Origin of the sequence: Pseudomonas coronafaciens pv. oryzae str. 1_6, from assembly GCF_000156995.2 — a bacterium.
Classification (GTDB): Bacteria; Pseudomonadota; Gammaproteobacteria; order Pseudomonadales; family Pseudomonadaceae; genus Aquipseudomonas; species Aquipseudomonas tremae.
Genome location: NZ_CP046035.1, coordinates 5,410,001 through 5,424,824, shown reverse-complemented (window position 1 = coordinate 5,424,824; position 14,824 = coordinate 5,410,001). Strand labels below are relative to the sequence as shown.

Genomic DNA, 14,824 nt, shown 5'->3' with positions numbered 1-14,824 from the left:
GCGGCTGAAAGCACGATTGCCTAGTCGTCGTTCGAGGGTTTGGACAATTGGCCGCTGGCAAAGTGACAAGTAAATACGCTGCCCTTGCCAAGAACGCTGTTGATCTCGAGATTGCCGCGGTGGCGCAGCAACACATGTTTGACGATGGCCAGGCCAAGTCCGGTGCCGCCAGTGTTGGAAGCGCGGCTGGTATCGACGCGATAAAAGCGTTCAGTAAGGCGCGGCAAATGTTTGGTTTCGATGCCGATCCCGGAATCCTGCACGCTCAGGTGCGCGCCACGTTCGTCGGCCCACCAGCGGATATGGATGACGCCCTCTGCCGGGGTGTATTTGACCGCGTTGAAAATCAGATTTGAAAACGCGCTGCGCAACTCGCTTTCACTGCCTTTGAGGCGCATGTCGCTTTCGAGGCTGAGGTGGATCTGCTGGTTCTTGCTGCCTGACAGGGCGTTGGCGTCAGCCGTGATGGTCTTGAGCAGCGTCTTGACGATTACCGGATTGTTGTCCGAAGGGTAATCCGTGGCTTCCAGCTTGGCGAGCAACAGCAGGTCGTTGAGCAGCGTCTGCATGCGCCCGCCTTGCTGGTGCATCTGTTGCAGCGCACGAACCCAGCGTGGGTTCACTTCTTCCACGTTATCGAGGAGTGTTTCCAGGTAGCCGAAGATAACGGTCAGTGGCGTGCGCAACTCGTGGGAAACGTTGGCGACGAAGTCTTTGCGCATCTGCTCCAGTTGATGGATGCGGGTGACATCGCGTACCAGCATCAAGTGTTCGTTATTGCCGTAACGGGTAATCAGCAACTGGATGCGCAGACGGTCGTTGGTTGGCGAAGGTATTTCCAGAGGCTCGCTGTAGTCGCCCAGCGCAAAATACTCTTTGAAGCGTGGGTGCCGCACCAGATTGGTGACGGGCTGGCCACTGTCCTGCGGTGTTTTCAGGCCTAGCAGGGTTTCGGCTGCGCGGTTCCACCATTCCAGGTTGCCATCGCTGTCGAGCATGATGACAGCGTCGCGCAGGGCCGCCGTCGATTCCTGAACCCGGTCGATGACCGCCTGCAGGCGCCCGCGTACACGCTGGTCGCGGCGCTGCAGGTGATAGATGCTGTCGAACACTTCACCCCACAACCCGTAACCGTCCGGAGGCGGCTCGTCTGCTTTGTGGCTGCTCAGCCAGTCGTGCAGGCGCAGAAGCTGTTTGAGGGTCCAGGCCAGATACAGGCCCAGCCCGGTGGCCAGGCTCCAGCCATATTGCCCACTGATCAGACCGACTATCAGGCAGGCAGTGACCAGTAACAACATGTGGCGTATCAGAGTGCCGTGCCAATTTTGATTCAATTAAGGGTAAATCCTTGTCTGATCCGCACTGCCCACATTGCCTGCGCCGACAAAGCAGCTGTCAGCTTTTCGTGGAAAAGCGATAGCCTGTGCCGCGCACGGTCTGCACCAGATTTTCATAGGCATCGCCCAAGGCCTTGCGCAGGCGACGGATGTGGACATCAACGGTGCGTTCTTCGACATACACGTTGCCGCCCCAAACCTGATCCAGCAGCTGACCACGGGTGTAGGCGCGCTCCTGATGGGTCATGAAAAATTGCAGCAAGCGGTATTCGGTGGGGCCCATTTCTGCCGGCTTGCCATCGATCGTCACACGGTGGCTGATCGGGTCAAGCAGTAGACCGCCGACTTCTATCGGCGCTTCACCATCCGTTGGGCCTGCGCGGCGCAGTACGGCCTTGAGGCGCGCAACCAGCTCGCGAGGAGAGAAGGGCTTGGTGATGTAATCGTCAGCGCCTACTTCCAGGCCCTGGATCTTGTTGTCCTCTTCGCCCTTGGCAGTGAGCATGATGATCGGGATATCCCCGGTCAGTTCGTCACGCTTGAGGCGGCGAGCCAGTTCGATACCGGACGTGCCTGGCAACATCCAGTCGAGCAGAATCAGGTCCGGCTTGCGGTCGACGATGATCGCGTGGGCCTGCTGAGAGTTTTCGGCTTCAATACAGTCATAGCCGGCCATTTCCAACGCAACGGCGATCATTTCGCGAATAGGCGCTTCGTCGTCAACGATCAGAATGCTCCTGCCAACCATGCTTGAACCTCTTGTCATTTAACTGTCTTGGGGCGCATTAGATAACGGAATTATTGCAGTCGTGTGACAGGTTTGAATGAGGCTAGCACGCTAGGCGTACAATGAGGTCGGCATGGCTTTCTTATTCACGTTTAGCAGCAGATGACACCGGCTGCCTCAGCGCACTGCGTAGTCGGCCACGATGCCGAGAAATATGGCCAGTCCGGCCCAGTGATTGTGCAAGAAAGCCTTGAAGCAGGCATCCCGTTCGCGCAAGCGGGTACTCCAGAACTCCCAGGCGAAGCACCCCGCGGCGGTCAGCAACCCCAGATAGAAGCAGGCGCCCAGTTCGAAACGCGTGCCGGCCAGCAACAGACAGCCCAGCGCCAGACCCTGCAGCGTCGCAATGATCACGCGATCAGCGTCACCGAACAGTACAGCGGTGGATTTCACGCCGATTTTCAGGTCATCGTCGCGATCCACCATGGCGTAGTAGGTGTCGTAGCCCACCGTCCAGAGCACGTTGGCGATATACAGCAGCCATGCGGCGGCAGGCAGGTCGCCGGTCTCGGCGGTGAACGCCATTGGCATGCCCCACGAGAACGCCGCGCCCAGCACCACCTGTGGGTAATAGGTGTAACGCTTCATGAACGGGTAAGTGGCGGCGAGGGCCAGGCCGCCGAATGACAGCCAGATGGTGGTCGGATTGGTGAACAGCACCAGCACAAAGCTCGTAACGACCAGCACTGCAAACAGCGCCAGCGCTTCGCGAGCGCTGATTTTGCCGCTGACCAAGGGGCGTTGCTCTGTACGTTTGACGTGACCGTCTACCTTGCGATCGGCGAAGTCATTGATCACGCAGCCAGCCGCTCTCATCAGGAACGCGCCGACCACGAATATCACGACGGTCTTCAGTGAGGGCGAGCCTTTACCTGCGATCCAGATGGCCCAGAGGGTGGGCCACAGCAGCAGGTAAAAGCCGATGGGCCTGTCGATGCGCGTCAACTGAATGAAGTCCCAAGCCCGTGGGCTCAGGCGATTGAGTGATTTGAGCAGTGACAGGTACATCAGACGCAATCCTTGTTTTGAAGCTTGTTGCACAGGGCGGGTAGAAAGACTTCGGCGACCAGCACGCTCAGCGCGCCGCGACTGAACACCGAGCGGCGTGCCCATAGCGCTGGTGTCATTTGCGAGGCGGCGTCGGCAGGGGGCAGACCGCCTTCAGGGTAATGACACACCTCAAGCATGCCACGCGTGAACGCGGGGTCGCTGAACAGCAACTCGCCCAGCGAACGCGTGCCCAACCGGTCCATCTGCAAGCCGTCATCCTCCAAGGCGCTGCGAGCGGCTACGCTACGAGCGAACACCCAGTTGCAGCCATTGCCGCGCAGATACACTTCGCGCACCCAGCCTTCTCTGGCGAGTGGCAGGTTCAGGGCCAGGCATTCGTCGTTGCGTAAAGGCTGCCAACCCTCAAACAGCGGCAGCACACTGAAACCGCCGTCGGACAGACGGTCAAGCCTGCGCGTGAGCGAGTCCGGATGGAACAGCCAGTCGAGAATCTCAGGCTCGGGCGCATCGATCAATTGCTCTCGCGAAAGCCAGATCGGGCTAATGGATACGGGAGAATGCTGGGTCACGGTAAGTCATTTTCGACGGCCAACGAGGTCGCGAGCTTAGCATGATTGACAGCCTTCACCGACGACCGGTCGAACAGCTCGTTATAGATTCAGGCTTGCATACTGGACTGCCGATCAGTACAACGCCCCTTCAGACGGCGAACGACCGTCATATAACTTTCAGCCTGATGGAAAAGAGAACCTGATATGAAGAAGTGGCAGTGCATCGTTTGCGGCTTGATCTATAACGAAGCCGACGGCTGGCCGGACGACGGGATCGCGCCTGGCACGCTTTGGCAGGACGTACCCGAAGACTGGCTGTGCCCGGACTGCGGCGTGGGCAAGATGGACTTCGAAATGATCGAAATCGGCTGATTGTGCCTGAAGATCAGGCGTGGCAATGAATAGGAAAGAACAATGAACGCACCTGTCGTCATCATCGGCACCGGCCTAGCGGGCTATAACCTTGCGCGCGAATTTCGCAAGCTGGACGGCGACACACCGTTGCTGCTGATTACTGCCGATGACGGCCGTTCCTATTCCAAGCCGATGCTTTCCACCGGTTTCGGCAAGAACAAGGAGGCCGATGCATTGAGCATGGCCGAGCCGGGCGCGATGGCCGATCAGCTCAAGGCCGAGGTCCGCACGCACACGCGGATCAGCGGTATTGATCCCGGTCACAAACGCCTGTGGGTCGGTGAGGAAGCGGTGTACTACCGCGACCTGATACTGGCGTGGGGTGCCGAAGCAATACGAGTGCCGGTGGAAGGCGACGCAGGCGATGCGATTTTCCCGATCAACGACCTTCAGGATTACGCCCGTTTCCGCACTGCGGCGGCCGGCAAGCGTAGGGTCTTGATTCTGGGGGCAGGGCTGATCGGCTGCGAATTCGCCAATGACTTGATCCTGGGCGGCTATGAGGTTGACCTCGTGGCACCCTGCGAGCAGGTCATGCCGACCCTGCTGCCGCTCGCTGCGGCAACGGCGGTGCAGACCGGCCTCGAGAGTCTGGGCGCGCGTTTTCACCTGGGCCCGGTGCTGACTCGACTGCAGCGCAGTGGTGACGCACTACAAGCGAATTTGTCCGATGGACAGATCATCGACTGCGATCTGGTGGTGTCTGCGATCGGGCTGCGTCCGCGCATCGAACTGGCGGCTGCCGCTGGCTTGCAAACGGGCCGTGGCATTCTTGTCGACCGTCACCTGCAGACTTCCCACGCCAATATCCACGCGCTGGGCGACTGCGCTGAAGTCGATGGTCTCAACCTGCTGTACGTGATGCCATTGATGAGCTGCGCCCGTGCACTGGCCCAGACGCTGACCGGCACACCGACTGCCGTGAAGTACGGGCCTATGCCTATCACGGTAAAGACCCCGGCGTGCCCGCTGGTGGTTTCGCCACCACCCCGCGGAAAAGAAGGCCACTGGCATATCGAGGGGCAGGGGAGCGACATCAAAGCGCTTTGTCATGACGCCGAAGGCAATCTGCTGGGCTACGCGCTGACTGGAGCGGCCGTTATGGAAAAACTCGCACTGAACAAGGTTTTACCTGCGTTATTGGCATGATTTCGACGCATTTTGTCGGATAGTCGCCATATTTTCGCCAAAAAACGTCTTCGATGCACTGGCGCGGCTCAGTCCAGCATGCCATTCTCGTTACCGTCGGCCGCGACGTAGAGCCGTCGCAGCGCCTTGTAGCCGTTTTTGACAGCGGCGCGGGACATAAAAACAAAAACCGTAAAAAGAGGCTTCATATGCGTAAACCAGAAGTTGCAGCCGCTATTGCTGAAAAGGCGGATATCACCAAAGACCAGGCCAAGAAAGTCCTGGATGCCATTCTTGAAGAGATCACCGGCGCACTGCACCGCAAGGAAAGCGTGACGCTGGTCGGCTTCGGAACGTTTCTGCAACGCCATCGCGGCGCACGCACCGGTAAAAACCCACAAACCGGGGAGCCGGTAAAAATCAAGGCTAGCAACACTGTCGCCTTCAAACCGGGCAAATCCCTGAAAGACAGCGTCAACCCTTGATACCCTGTTGCGCGCCTCTCGCAGGTGCGCTTCTCGAAAACGGGCACACCAATCAGATTGGGTGCCCGTTTTTGTATGCGTCATGTGGTACCGATTACGCGCCTGCACTGCCTGCGAGAATTGTCCTACTCGTTTTCGTATCAATACCTTCCTGAAACCCAGCTCTGCCTGACTTCTTCTTGTTGCGCTTTCCCCTAGAGTGCGGCCTTTGCTGCACCCCTTAAAACCACTCTTGGGAAATCTCAAATGAAAACGCTTTCGAAGTTTGCTGCTGTTGCGGCCCTGATCGCTACGACCAGCGGCTGTGTCAGCTACAACGTCAGCCAGCCAAGCGTCCCGCTTGAAGGCAGTGTCAAGACTGACCTGAAGGCGGACGTCAAGGTCGGCGGCACCATCAGCGGCGAGTCCTCCACCAATGTGCTGTTCAATTTCCTGAGCTTTGGCGGCGATAGCCAGTTTGCCGATGGCGTCACTTATGGTGGCTCGAGTGGCGGCGGCCTGGGTCTTTCCCTGCCTGATCCTGTCTCGAGCGCCAAGGCAGCTGCTGCGTACAAGGCTGTCAAATCTTCGGGTGCCGATCTGATCGTTGCGCCGCGCTACGAAGTCAGCGTTCAGGACTACTTCATCTTCAAGAAGGTCAACGTGAAAGTGACCGGCAGCAAAGGCAGCATCAACAGCATTCGCTGATGCAGTCGCGGTGCTGCTTCCCACGTGAAGCAGCATCCGGATATAAGAAAAGGTTTAATGTGCCGATCTCCGTCGAAATAGATGTTTTTATGCAGGGTTTTGTGGGTAAACCGCTACACTGTCATGAATCTCCAGTATCCGGACAACCGGACCTGGTCTGAGCCGAGGCCTGTATGAAATTTCGCTTTCTTCTTTGGATGTTGGGCCGGCTTATGGCCCGCGCCAGTCGAGACAATCCCGATTTCCAGCAGCAGTTGGCTGGCAAGAACCTGACCTTCCAGTTACAGACTACAGATGGCAAGGTCGCACGCCACTTCGTGGTAGAGGACCAGCGTATTCGCAGTGCGAGCGGTATGGTCGCCGATCCTGACTTTGCCATTGCGTTTCGTGATTCAGCGTATGGCTTCGCTACGCTGCAGGCAAAAAACAAGCAGTTGGCTTTCATGAGGGGAATTCAGGACAAGGACATCCAGATCAAGGGCAGCCCGGCCCTGGTGATCTGGTTCCAGGGCCTGACCAAATACCTCAAGCCCAGGAAGAAAGAAGCCTGATCATGGCAGTTGCAGGCCACCCGCTGCCTTATGCAACGCGCGAAGGTGTTCGCCCATCTGTTTTAGGTTAGCTTCGTTGGCCGTAATTTCTTTGGCTCGGTCGGGCTCCAGCAATGCGCGTACTTCCTTGTCTAGATCACCTGTCAGGCGCTTGAGCTGTTTTTGCCGCTGGCTGCTTTCCGCTTCCAGACGCTGCCATTCGCTCGCCTGTGGCAAGCCGTAGCCGCCGCTGCCCAGAAGTTCTGCCGGACGACTCAGGAACCCGCTGTTGGCAAGAATCTCCTGTAGCGTCGTGGTCGCCTTGGAGACTCTGCCATCCTTCAGTTCTCGCGCACCTAGGTAGCGTTGCTTCACTTCATCCTGAGCCAGCAGCAGTTGTCGGCGCAGGCTGGCCTGTTCCAGCAAAAGGATAGCGGCACTGGTTTGCAGGTCAGCCTTGTCAAACCACTGGCTGCGTTCGCTTGCCGGTAGCGTCAGCCACTCTTCCACCGTGTCCTGTTTGATCGGTAAATGTTTCTTCAGTACTTCGAACATCGCCTGATAGCGATCACGGTAGGAATCGAATCGATAGCCCAGACGCAGAGCTTCTTTGGGATCGTCCAGCACGCTGGTGTCGGCCAGGCCTCGGCCTTTCAGAACTTCCAGCAAGCCGTTGGGCAGAATGCTGTCCAGACCGACGAGCTTGGGGTTGTGGGTACCGCTACGCAGCAGCTTGAGGTTTTCAACGGCGCAATTATTCGACAGGAAGTAGTAGTTACCGTCGTAGCTCCAGTGCATCTCGGCTGCATGCTGGACCAGCCCTTCGATTTCCGGGCGTGACAACTTGATCGGCACCGACGCAAGGCTGCGCAACTCGGTCTTGGTGTATTCGTCGATGACCTGAGCCAGCGGAAGCACAAAAAGCCGTGAGGGGTAGGCGCCCATCAGGCCATCCCAGCTCGAAAGCTGCACGTCGCCCACAAACGCCCGGTAAGACAACACCAGGTGCTGGTCCAGGTCGAGGCGGCAATCCGGGCCGCGTGGACGGCCGGGTTTGCAGATCACCAGGCGCAACATGCTGTGGCCCCAACGGCTGGCCCAGTTCTGATTGGCCTCGGCCAGCAGGTAGTCCACTGCATAGACGCGTTCCGGGTCCAGCTTGCCGAGCGGTTCTCGGCCGAAGTCGTTACCGGCATTCAGATACGGGTAGAACGTAGGGCACTCGGCTCGTGCGGCAGGCGCCCAGCCAAAGCGCTCCTTGTAATAGGCATAGAGCGCCGGGCGACGGCAGGCGTAAGCCGGGTCGAGCAAGAAATACTCCATGTTGACCGCCACAAATTCCAGCGGGCTGGTGGTCTCGTAGATATCGGGACTGCGTGCAACCTGGCCGTTATGTGCCTCGCGATCACCGCGCCGTCCGACATATTGCTGCCAGCCTGCAAGGTCCAGCAGGCGCGGGTCATCGCTCAGGGTAAAGCGCCGCTCGGTCTGGCCGCGGCAGTTGTCCGGGAGGCCGACCTTGCCCAGTGAGCTGCCGCGCGATGCGCAACGAAACAAGACCGTCCGTTCTGCCGCTGACCATAGGCGAGCGCGGTCATATACGTGCGTCAGCTCATGCAGGACGGTGGCGAGAAGTTCGCGGCGAACGGTGCCGTGGGGCCTTCCTGTCTGGGCGGTGGCGGCGGAGCCGTCGGTCAAGGAAGCCAGCAGATGGCTATTGAGGTACAGCTGATAAGGACCGGCAGCCTGGCCATAGGCATTTTGCGGCATGTCGCCGGACCAGGTGACTTCGACGGTTCTGTCCAGGGCCTCGACGAAGCTGGGCGGCAATGCCTGCATGGCTTCGTCGAGTAGCGTCTGGCTGGCTTGCTGTTGGGCGGCGTCAAGGCCATCGGTGTGCAGTTCCAGCTTCAGGCTGGCGAAAGCATGCGTTGTGGCCAGCGACAATGCGCCAGCAAGCAGCCAGGCGCGAAGTCGCCTCACAATGCGAGGATTGCTTCAGCCAGGGTCTGGTCGCTGGCACCACGTGCTTCCGGCACGCGGGTACGCAGCGTATCGAAGGCTGCGTCGAGTTGCGCGCCGTGGATATCGCCACCGCTGGCCACGTAGCTGGCGGCGTCGTCCTTGGCCTGGATCACAACCTTGGAGTCACGGATCGATGTAGTGGTGTCGGAAGTGAAGTCGATGGTACGGCCGAACGCACGAACAATGATGTTGCTTGTGGCGACCACAGTCTGGGCCTGAGCAAGATCGGCCAGCAACAGCAGGCCAAGGGAAGCAGCAATCAGCGGGGTACGCATGTAGTGACGTCTCCAGTTACGCAAAGAGGGGAAAGTGGCTATTGGACGAGGATTGCCTGCGCCAGTTCAAGGTCGCTGGCGTGAAGTTTTGCGTCCGCTTGGCGCAGGGTGTGCAAGGCCGCCTCGAGCCTCGCGCCGCGCATGTGTCCGTCGCTTGCAACAAACACGGCAGCGTCATCCCGGGCAGCCATGATCAGTTTGTTATCAAACGGCGCCGTCGTGATCTGACTGGTGGCATAGCCAGTCTTTACCAGCCCTTGAGTGGTTGTATCGAACGCCTGAACCTGACCGACAAACATCAGGCTGGCAAGCGCTGCAATAGGCAGAAGATGCAGTAAGCGCATGGCTTTCACGGAGCGAAAAAACAAGCGTCAAGGCTAGCGCAATGCTCCGGCCAGAGCTACCCCGGCCGGATCACCGATAGCTTCGAGAAGTTTCTCAGATGGTCAGGATGGCCTGTGCCAACTGGTCGTCGGTGGCTTGCAGTTCAGGAAGCTGCTGGCGAATGTGCTGCAGTGCGCTTTCCAGTTGCGCCCCACGAATTTCGCCGGAGCTGGCCACGAAGCTGGCTGCATCCCCACGCGCGGCCTGAACAATTTTGTCGTCTTTCAATGAGGAGGACAAATTGGACGTGGCGCGGGTCGATGCGTTGAATGCATCGACCAATGCATCGGTGGTCACGATGAAGCTGGAGGCGTGGGCGCCTGCCGCAGCGGTCAACAGAAGGGCAGCGCCAAGGTTACGTAGCAGAGACATGATCGAATTCCATTGTGGACAAAAGGGCACAGGCTGCTTGCGAAGCCAAAGGGCTGATATAGAGCGCTAGACTATCCCACCGATACAGCACTTGTCATAACTGTCAGTGACGCTCTATCGACTGATCGTCGAGAGTAGGCGTCTGTACTGTTGTTTTATAGGCTTTTTTGAAACTGTACCGGTATTGGTGTATTGGCTTGATCTCTTTCATAAACGACAAAACCCGCCTCGATTTCCCGAGACGGGTTTTGTGTGAAGCAATTCGGGGTGCTGGTGGGAGACCTTTGAAGGCCTGGGACCAGCGAGCGCTAAGTTAGCGCCAGAACGGCTTGCTCAGCTCTTCGTAACGCTGCGATTCGCTGATACCGGCGTCAGCCAGCAAGCGTGAATCCAGACGAGCCAGTTGATGGCGGCTGGACAGGCGACGCTGCCAGAGCATCAGATTGGCGAATACGCGCAGAGGCAAAGAAGCTTTTGCGGAGTTGACGGTGCTTTCGCTGAACAGATCGGAACTGAGTGTACGTTCCATGGTGTGACTTCCTTCCGCTTGTGGCGGCATAAGTGAGTTGCTTGACTGGTGCCCATTTTCCTCGCACGCGTCCAGATTCCATAGGCACAGTTCACTTGTATTGTGCTGGTTCAGTTAACTGTTAAAGAGCACTGTTTTGTTCATAAATGGGGCAACTGTACCGGTCGGCACGCTTATGGTGCGTTTTGTGGGCCATTGTGGTGAATATCGCCTTTTCTGGCAGTTTTATGACCGGTACAGAAGTACAGTTTTAGTGAAAGCGCAGCAGGTCAGTTAGCGGGTGGTACAGAAAAGCGTGTATTCACTTCAAACTGTCCTGCCTATACCGGCAGCATTCGTCCTGTCTCCTCAAGGTTGATGTGCCAACTCAGTGCTTCGCGCAGAATGTGTGGCGTGTGCCCACCGAGTGCGCACGCTGCGCTGAAATAAGCGTCGAGGGCCTCCCTGAAGTCCGGATGCACGCAGTTGTCAATGATCACTCTGGCGCGTTCGCGTGGTGCCAGGCCGCGCAGATCTGCCAGGCCTTGTTCGGTGACCAGAATGTCGACATCGTGCTCGGTATGATCAACGTGACTGACCATCGGCACCACGCTGGAAATCGCGCCGCCCTTGGCAATCGATTTGGTGACGAAGATCGCCAGATGCGCATTGCGAGAGAAGTCACCGGAACCGCCGATCCCGTTCATCATTCGCGTTCCGCAAATGTGAGTGGAATTGACGTTGCCGTACAGGTCAAATTCCAGCGCGGTGTTAATTCCGATGATCCCCAGGCGACGAATGACCTCCGGGTGATTGGAAATTTCCTGAGGTCGCAGCACCAGTCTCGATTTGTAACGGTTGAAGTCGGCAAAGACTTCAGCATGTTTGGCGGCCGACAGAGTCATGGAGCTTCCTGAAGCGAAGGTCAGTTTGCCGGCGTCGAACAGGTCGAACGTTGAATCCTGCAGCACTTCCGAGTACATGGTCAGGTCGTTGAAAGGCGATGCCAGCAGGCCGTGCATAACAGCGTTGGCGATATTGCCGATGCCGGCCTGCAGTGGCATCAGCTTGTCGGTCAGCCGGTCCTCGCGCACTTCTTTCTTGAAGAACTCGACCAGGTGATTGGCGATCGCCTGAGTGTCAGCGTCCGGTGGCGTGACGGTGGAGGGTGAGTCGGGCTGGTTGCTGATGACGATGCCGACAATCTTCGCCGGGTCGATCTTCACCGCATGACTGCCGATACGCGAGTCTGCCTCAAGCACCGGGATGGGCAGGCGAGTGGGGCGGTAGCTGGGGATGTAGATGTCGTGCAGGCCTTCCAGCTCAAGAGGCTGGGAAAGGTTGATTTCCACGATGACCTGTTTGGCGAGGATGGCGAAGCTGGCCGAGTTGCCCACGGAGGTGCTGAGCACCAGATGCCCTTCTTCGGTGATCGCGACGCACTCGATGACCGCCAGGTCCACAGCCTTGATCTGCCGGTTGCGCAGCATTTCAACGGTGTCCGACAAATGCTGGTCAATGAACATCACAGTGCCGTTGTTGATGGCTTTGCGCAGGGTGCTGTCGACCTGAAAGGGCATGCGTCGGGAAAGTACACCGGACTCAGTCAGTTGCTTGTCCAGGTCGTTGCCCAGACTGGCGCCGGTCATCAGGCTGATTTTCAGCGGTGTCACTTTGGCGCGCTCGGCCAGTGCGTGAGGCACTGCTTTGGCTTCGCCTGCGCGGGTGAAGCCGCTCATGCCGACGGTCATGCCATCTTCAATCAGCGCGGCAGCGTCGGCTGCGCTCATGACCTTGCTCATCAGGGAGGGCAGGCGGATACGGTCAGGGTACATGGGGTCTGTCTCTGGGTGGCAGCAAAGCGACAAGTCTAGAGCGTCGGGCGGGATTCGTCCTGCTACCAAGGTCGCATTGGAGGCCTCTAATTAAAGGCTTCCAGCACAAAACACTGTTACCTGAAATGCAAAAGGCTGCGCGTGGAGCGGCCTGACCTCGCAGTTGCCGGCAGCGCTATGTCCTCTTGAGCGGCTTGATGTTGTCCTTGGGCAGCTGATAGTTGCGGGCCTGCCCGACCAGCCAGTCTCGAAACGCGGAGAGGGACGCTGACTCGACTTTGCGTTCTGGAATCATGAGGTGATAAGCCTTGGTGTCGGGCAGTGACCGAGGATTGGCGATTACCAGGCGCTGTTCGTGCAATTCGCGCTGGATCAGAAAGGGCGGGATCAGCGCTACGCCCATGTCGTGCATCGCCGCCTGCGCGAGCATCGAGAACAGCTCGTAACGAGGCCCTGTCATGTCGCGTGCCACATCCTGGTTTTGCGCGTTGAACCACTGGCGCCATGCGTAGGGTCGGGTCGTTTGCTGAAGCAGCGGGAGCTCGGCCAGTTCAGTTGCCGCCAGGCTGTCCCGCCCGTTCAGAAACGACGGGCTGCACACGGGCATGGAGTTTTCGCCCATCAATCGGTGCGACTCGGTGCCTGACCAGTCGGCATCGCCAAAGTAGATCGCAGCATCGAAGTCAGTGTCAGCGAAAAGGAAAGGGCGCGTACGGTTGGTCAGGTGAACCGTAACGTCAGGGTGCTTGTGCTGGAAATCTTTAAGGCGCGGCAACAACCATTGAGTACCGAAGGTGGGAACTACCGCCAGCTCGATTGCATTGGCGCCCTGCTGACCCATGACCGATAGCGTGTCTCGCTCGACGGCGTCCAACTGCTGGGCAACGCGTCTGCTGTATGAAAGCCCTGCTTCTGTCAGCTTTACGCCTCGTCGAGAGCGTCGAAACAGCTCGATGCCAAGATACGCTTCCAGCCCGCCGATCTGCCGACACACAGCGCCTTGGGTCAGGGACAGCTCGTGCGCCGCCTTGGTGAAGCTCTCGTGCCGCGCTGCTGCCTCGAAACTCACCAGTGCGGTAGTGCTGGGTATCTTGCGTCTCATGTACTTTCTTCTCACTGGTATTTTCAGAAAAGCGCTTTAATAACGGCTTCGGAGTGAGAAATTAGCACAACACCTTGATAAAACCTCGTTTGTCGCGGGACTGAACCGGGTCTAGGATCGTTACAAGACTTTTCGACTGGATACGAGGAACGGGCATGAGCGGCAAGGCAAGCTTCAACTGGATCGATCCATTGCTTCTGGATCAGCAGCTCACCGAAGAAGAGCGCATGGTTCGCGACACTGCAGAGCAATTCGCCCAGAGCAAGCTGGCCCCGCGCGTGCTGGAAGCGTTTCGTCACGAGAAGACCGACCCGGCGATTTTTCGCGAAATGGGCGAAGTGGGCCTGTTAGGCGCGACGATCCCTGAAGAATTCGGCGGCAGCGGTTTGAATTATGTCTGTTACGGGCTGATCGCTCGTGAGGTAGAGCGTGTCGATTCGGGCTATCGATCGATGATGAGCGTTCAGTCCTCGCTGGTGATGGTGCCGATCAATGAGTTTGGTACTCAAGCCCAGAAAGAGAAGTACCTGCCCAAACTGGCATCGGGCGAGTGGATTGGGTGTTTCGGTCTGACCGAGCCGGATCACGGCTCCGACCCAGGCGCGATGATCACTCGAGCGCGCAGTGTCGAGGGCGGCTATCGCTTGAGCGGCAGCAAGATGTGGATCACTAACAGCCCGATAGCGGATGTGTTTGTGGTGTGGGCCAAAGACGATGCAGGCGACATTCGCGGTTTCGTTCTCGAGAAAGGCTGGGCCGGGCTGAGCGCTCCTGCCATTCATGGCAAGGTCGGTTTGCGTGCGTCGATCACTGGCGAGATCGTCATGGATAACGTATTTGTGCCCGAAGAGAACATCTTCCCGGACGTGCGCGGGCTCAAAGGGCCTTTTACCTGCCTCAACTCAGCGCGTTATGGCATTTCCTGGGGGGCGTTGGGGGCGGCGGAGTTCTGCTGGCACACTGCTCGGCAGTACACGCTTGACCGCCAACAATTCGGACGGCCGCTGGCAGCTAATCAGCTGATTCAGAAAAAGCTCGCGGACATGCAGACCGAAATCACACTGGCGCTGCAAGGCTGCTTGCGCCTGGGCCGGATGAAAGATGAAGGCTCGGCTGCTGTGGAAATTACCTCGATCATGAAGCGCAACTCCTGCGGCAAATCGCTGGATATCGCGCGTTTGGCTCGTGACATGCTGGGCGGTAACGGCATCTCGGACGAGTTTGGTATTGCAAGGCATCTGGTCAACCTTGAGGTGGTGAATACTTATGAAGGGACGCATGACGTGCATGCGTTGATTCTGGGGCGTGCGCAGACCGGTATTCAGGCCTTCTATTAAGGAGGGCCGATCATGGGTGCGCTTTCACATATAAGGGTGCTTGACCTGTCACGTGT

General features: G+C 58.2%; 18 protein-coding genes (1 of these 18 only partly in view). 7 read left to right on the top strand and 11 right to left on the bottom strand.

What is annotated here, in order from left to right; translation table 11 throughout:
• Window positions 1–20 precede the first annotated feature (20 nt).
• The 4 genes from phoR to POR16_RS24740 form a co-directional block, all read right to left on the bottom strand.
• Window positions 21–1,298 (bottom strand): phosphate regulon sensor histidine kinase PhoR, encoded by a 1,278-nt coding sequence (gene phoR / locus POR16_RS24755; protein WP_230855615.1) that lies wholly within the window; start codon window positions 1,296–1,298, stop codon window positions 21–23.
• Window positions 1,299–1,395: 97 nt separating this feature from the next.
• Window positions 1,396–2,085 carry a phosphate regulon transcriptional regulator PhoB gene (gene phoB / locus POR16_RS24750; protein WP_004881608.1) on the bottom strand — a complete coding sequence of 230 codons (690 nt, stop codon included), beginning with the start codon at window positions 2,083–2,085 and terminating at the stop codon, window positions 1,396–1,398.
• 156 nt (window positions 2,086–2,241) lie between these two features.
• On the bottom strand, window positions 2,242–3,132 hold the full coding sequence (ubiA, locus tag POR16_RS24745; RefSeq protein ID WP_005895126.1) for a 4-hydroxybenzoate octaprenyltransferase: 891 nt from the start codon (window positions 3,130–3,132) through the stop codon (window positions 2,242–2,244).
• On the bottom strand, window positions 3,132–3,704 hold the full coding sequence (locus POR16_RS24740) for a chorismate--pyruvate lyase family protein (protein ID WP_042932813.1): 573 nt from the start codon (window positions 3,702–3,704) through the stop codon (window positions 3,132–3,134). Before POR16_RS24740 ends, ubiA begins: the two co-directional genes overlap by 1 nt.
• Window positions 3,705–3,890: 186 nt before the next feature.
• Here POR16_RS24740 and POR16_RS24735 point away from each other — a divergent pair, with 186 nt between their 5' ends.
• The 5 genes from POR16_RS24735 (at window position 3,891) to POR16_RS24715 (ending at window position 6,951) form a co-directional block, all read left to right on the top strand.
• Entirely contained in the window at window positions 3,891–4,058 is a 168-nt protein-coding gene (locus tag POR16_RS24735) for a rubredoxin (RefSeq protein WP_002555879.1), read from the top strand.
• A gap of 42 nt (window positions 4,059–4,100) precedes the next feature.
• A complete protein-coding gene (locus POR16_RS24730; protein ID WP_005895129.1) occupies window positions 4,101–5,249 on the top strand; it encodes an NAD(P)/FAD-dependent oxidoreductase in 1,149 nt (382 codons plus the stop codon).
• Window positions 5,250–5,437: 188 nt separating this feature from the next.
• Entirely contained in the window at window positions 5,438–5,713 is a 276-nt protein-coding gene (locus tag POR16_RS24725; protein WP_005895133.1) for an HU family DNA-binding protein, read from the top strand.
• A gap of 246 nt (window positions 5,714–5,959) precedes the next feature.
• Window positions 5,960–6,400, top strand: a complete 441-nt coding sequence (locus POR16_RS24720; protein WP_005895135.1) for a hypothetical protein — start codon at window positions 5,960–5,962, stop codon at window positions 6,398–6,400.
• 173 nt (window positions 6,401–6,573) lie between these two features.
• Complete coding sequence (locus tag POR16_RS24715; protein ID WP_005895137.1) at window positions 6,574–6,951, top strand: SCP2 sterol-binding domain-containing protein; 378 nt, start codon at window positions 6,574–6,576, stop codon at window positions 6,949–6,951.
• On the opposite strand, the gene POR16_RS24710 is transcribed toward POR16_RS24715, so the two are convergent.
• The 7 genes from POR16_RS24710 to POR16_RS24680 form a co-directional block, all read right to left on the bottom strand.
• Window positions 6,952–8,913: a DUF7844 domain-containing protein gene (locus POR16_RS24710; RefSeq protein ID WP_005895139.1), complete on the bottom strand. Its 1,962-nt coding sequence runs from the start codon at window positions 8,911–8,913 to the stop codon at window positions 6,952–6,954.
• Window positions 8,910–9,230, bottom strand: coding sequence for a DUF2388 domain-containing protein (locus tag POR16_RS24705; RefSeq protein ID WP_005895141.1), 321 nt, complete (start codon window positions 9,228–9,230; stop codon window positions 8,910–8,912). The genes POR16_RS24710 and POR16_RS24705 overlap by 4 nt, the downstream gene beginning before the upstream one ends.
• A 38-nt stretch (window positions 9,231–9,268) precedes the next feature.
• Window positions 9,269–9,574, bottom strand: a complete 306-nt coding sequence (locus POR16_RS24700; protein ID WP_042932879.1) for a DUF2388 domain-containing protein — start codon at window positions 9,572–9,574, stop codon at window positions 9,269–9,271.
• A gap of 94 nt (window positions 9,575–9,668) precedes the next feature.
• On the bottom strand, window positions 9,669–9,986 hold the full coding sequence (locus tag POR16_RS24695; protein ID WP_005895144.1) for a DUF2388 domain-containing protein: 318 nt from the start codon (window positions 9,984–9,986) through the stop codon (window positions 9,669–9,671).
• A gap of 313 nt (window positions 9,987–10,299) precedes the next feature.
• Window positions 10,300–10,515, bottom strand: a complete 216-nt coding sequence (locus POR16_RS24690; protein WP_005895146.1) for a DUF1127 domain-containing protein — start codon at window positions 10,513–10,515, stop codon at window positions 10,300–10,302.
• A 320-nt stretch (window positions 10,516–10,835) separates the two neighbouring features.
• The gene (locus POR16_RS24685; RefSeq protein WP_005895147.1) at window positions 10,836–12,329 is read right to left on the bottom strand and encodes an acetyl-CoA hydrolase/transferase family protein; all 1,494 of its coding nucleotides are present in this window, start codon (window positions 12,327–12,329) and stop codon (window positions 10,836–10,838) included.
• Between the two features lie 175 nt (window positions 12,330–12,504).
• Entirely contained in the window at window positions 12,505–13,431 is a 927-nt protein-coding gene (locus POR16_RS24680; protein ID WP_005895149.1) for a LysR family transcriptional regulator, read from the bottom strand.
• A 155-nt stretch (window positions 13,432–13,586) separates the two neighbouring features.
• Between POR16_RS24680 and POR16_RS24675 the strand changes: the two genes are divergently transcribed.
• Window positions 13,587–14,768, top strand: a complete 1,182-nt coding sequence (locus POR16_RS24675) for an acyl-CoA dehydrogenase (RefSeq protein WP_005895151.1) — start codon at window positions 13,587–13,589, stop codon at window positions 14,766–14,768.
• Window positions 14,769–14,777: 9 nt separating this feature from the next.
• Window positions 14,778–14,824, top strand: partial view of a CaiB/BaiF CoA transferase family protein gene (locus POR16_RS24670; protein WP_183132243.1) — the start only. It continues 1,177 nt past the right edge of the window; only the first 47 of its 1,224 coding nucleotides appear in the window; the start codon lies at window positions 14,778–14,780; its stop codon lies beyond the right edge, outside the window.

Coding starts and splice junctions, on each gene's coding strand:
- phoR (WP_230855615.1), bottom strand. CDS start 1,298: ATGTTGTTACTGGTCACTGCCTGCCTGATAGTCGGTCTGATCAGTGGG.
- ubiA (WP_005895126.1), bottom strand. CDS start 3,132: ATGTACCTGTCACTGCTCAAATCACTCAATCGCCTGAGCCCACGGGCT.
- POR16_RS24705 (WP_005895141.1), bottom strand. CDS start 9,230: ATGCGTACCCCGCTGATTGCTGCTTCCCTTGGCCTGCTGTTGCTGGCC.
- POR16_RS24735 (WP_002555879.1), top strand. CDS start 3,891: ATGAAGAAGTGGCAGTGCATCGTTTGCGGCTTGATCTATAACGAAGCC.
- POR16_RS24725 (WP_005895133.1), top strand. CDS start 5,438: ATGCGTAAACCAGAAGTTGCAGCCGCTATTGCTGAAAAGGCGGATATC.
- POR16_RS24730 (WP_005895129.1), top strand. CDS start 4,101: ATGAACGCACCTGTCGTCATCATCGGCACCGGCCTAGCGGGCTATAAC.
- phoB (WP_004881608.1), bottom strand. CDS start 2,085: ATGGTTGGCAGGAGCATTCTGATCGTTGACGACGAAGCGCCTATTCGC.
- POR16_RS24685 (WP_005895147.1), bottom strand. CDS start 12,329: ATGTACCCTGACCGTATCCGCCTGCCCTCCCTGATGAGCAAGGTCATG.
- POR16_RS24680 (WP_005895149.1), bottom strand. CDS start 13,431: ATGAGACGCAAGATACCCAGCACTACCGCACTGGTGAGTTTCGAGGCA.
- POR16_RS24720 (WP_005895135.1), top strand. CDS start 5,960: ATGAAAACGCTTTCGAAGTTTGCTGCTGTTGCGGCCCTGATCGCTACG.
- POR16_RS24690 (WP_005895146.1), bottom strand. CDS start 10,515: ATGGAACGTACACTCAGTTCCGATCTGTTCAGCGAAAGCACCGTCAAC.
- POR16_RS24700 (WP_042932879.1), bottom strand. CDS start 9,574: ATGCGCTTACTGCATCTTCTGCCTATTGCAGCGCTTGCCAGCCTGATG.
- POR16_RS24715 (WP_005895137.1), top strand. CDS start 6,574: ATGAAATTTCGCTTTCTTCTTTGGATGTTGGGCCGGCTTATGGCCCGC.
- POR16_RS24695 (WP_005895144.1), bottom strand. CDS start 9,986: ATGTCTCTGCTACGTAACCTTGGCGCTGCCCTTCTGTTGACCGCTGCG.
- POR16_RS24675 (WP_005895151.1), top strand. CDS start 13,587: ATGAGCGGCAAGGCAAGCTTCAACTGGATCGATCCATTGCTTCTGGAT.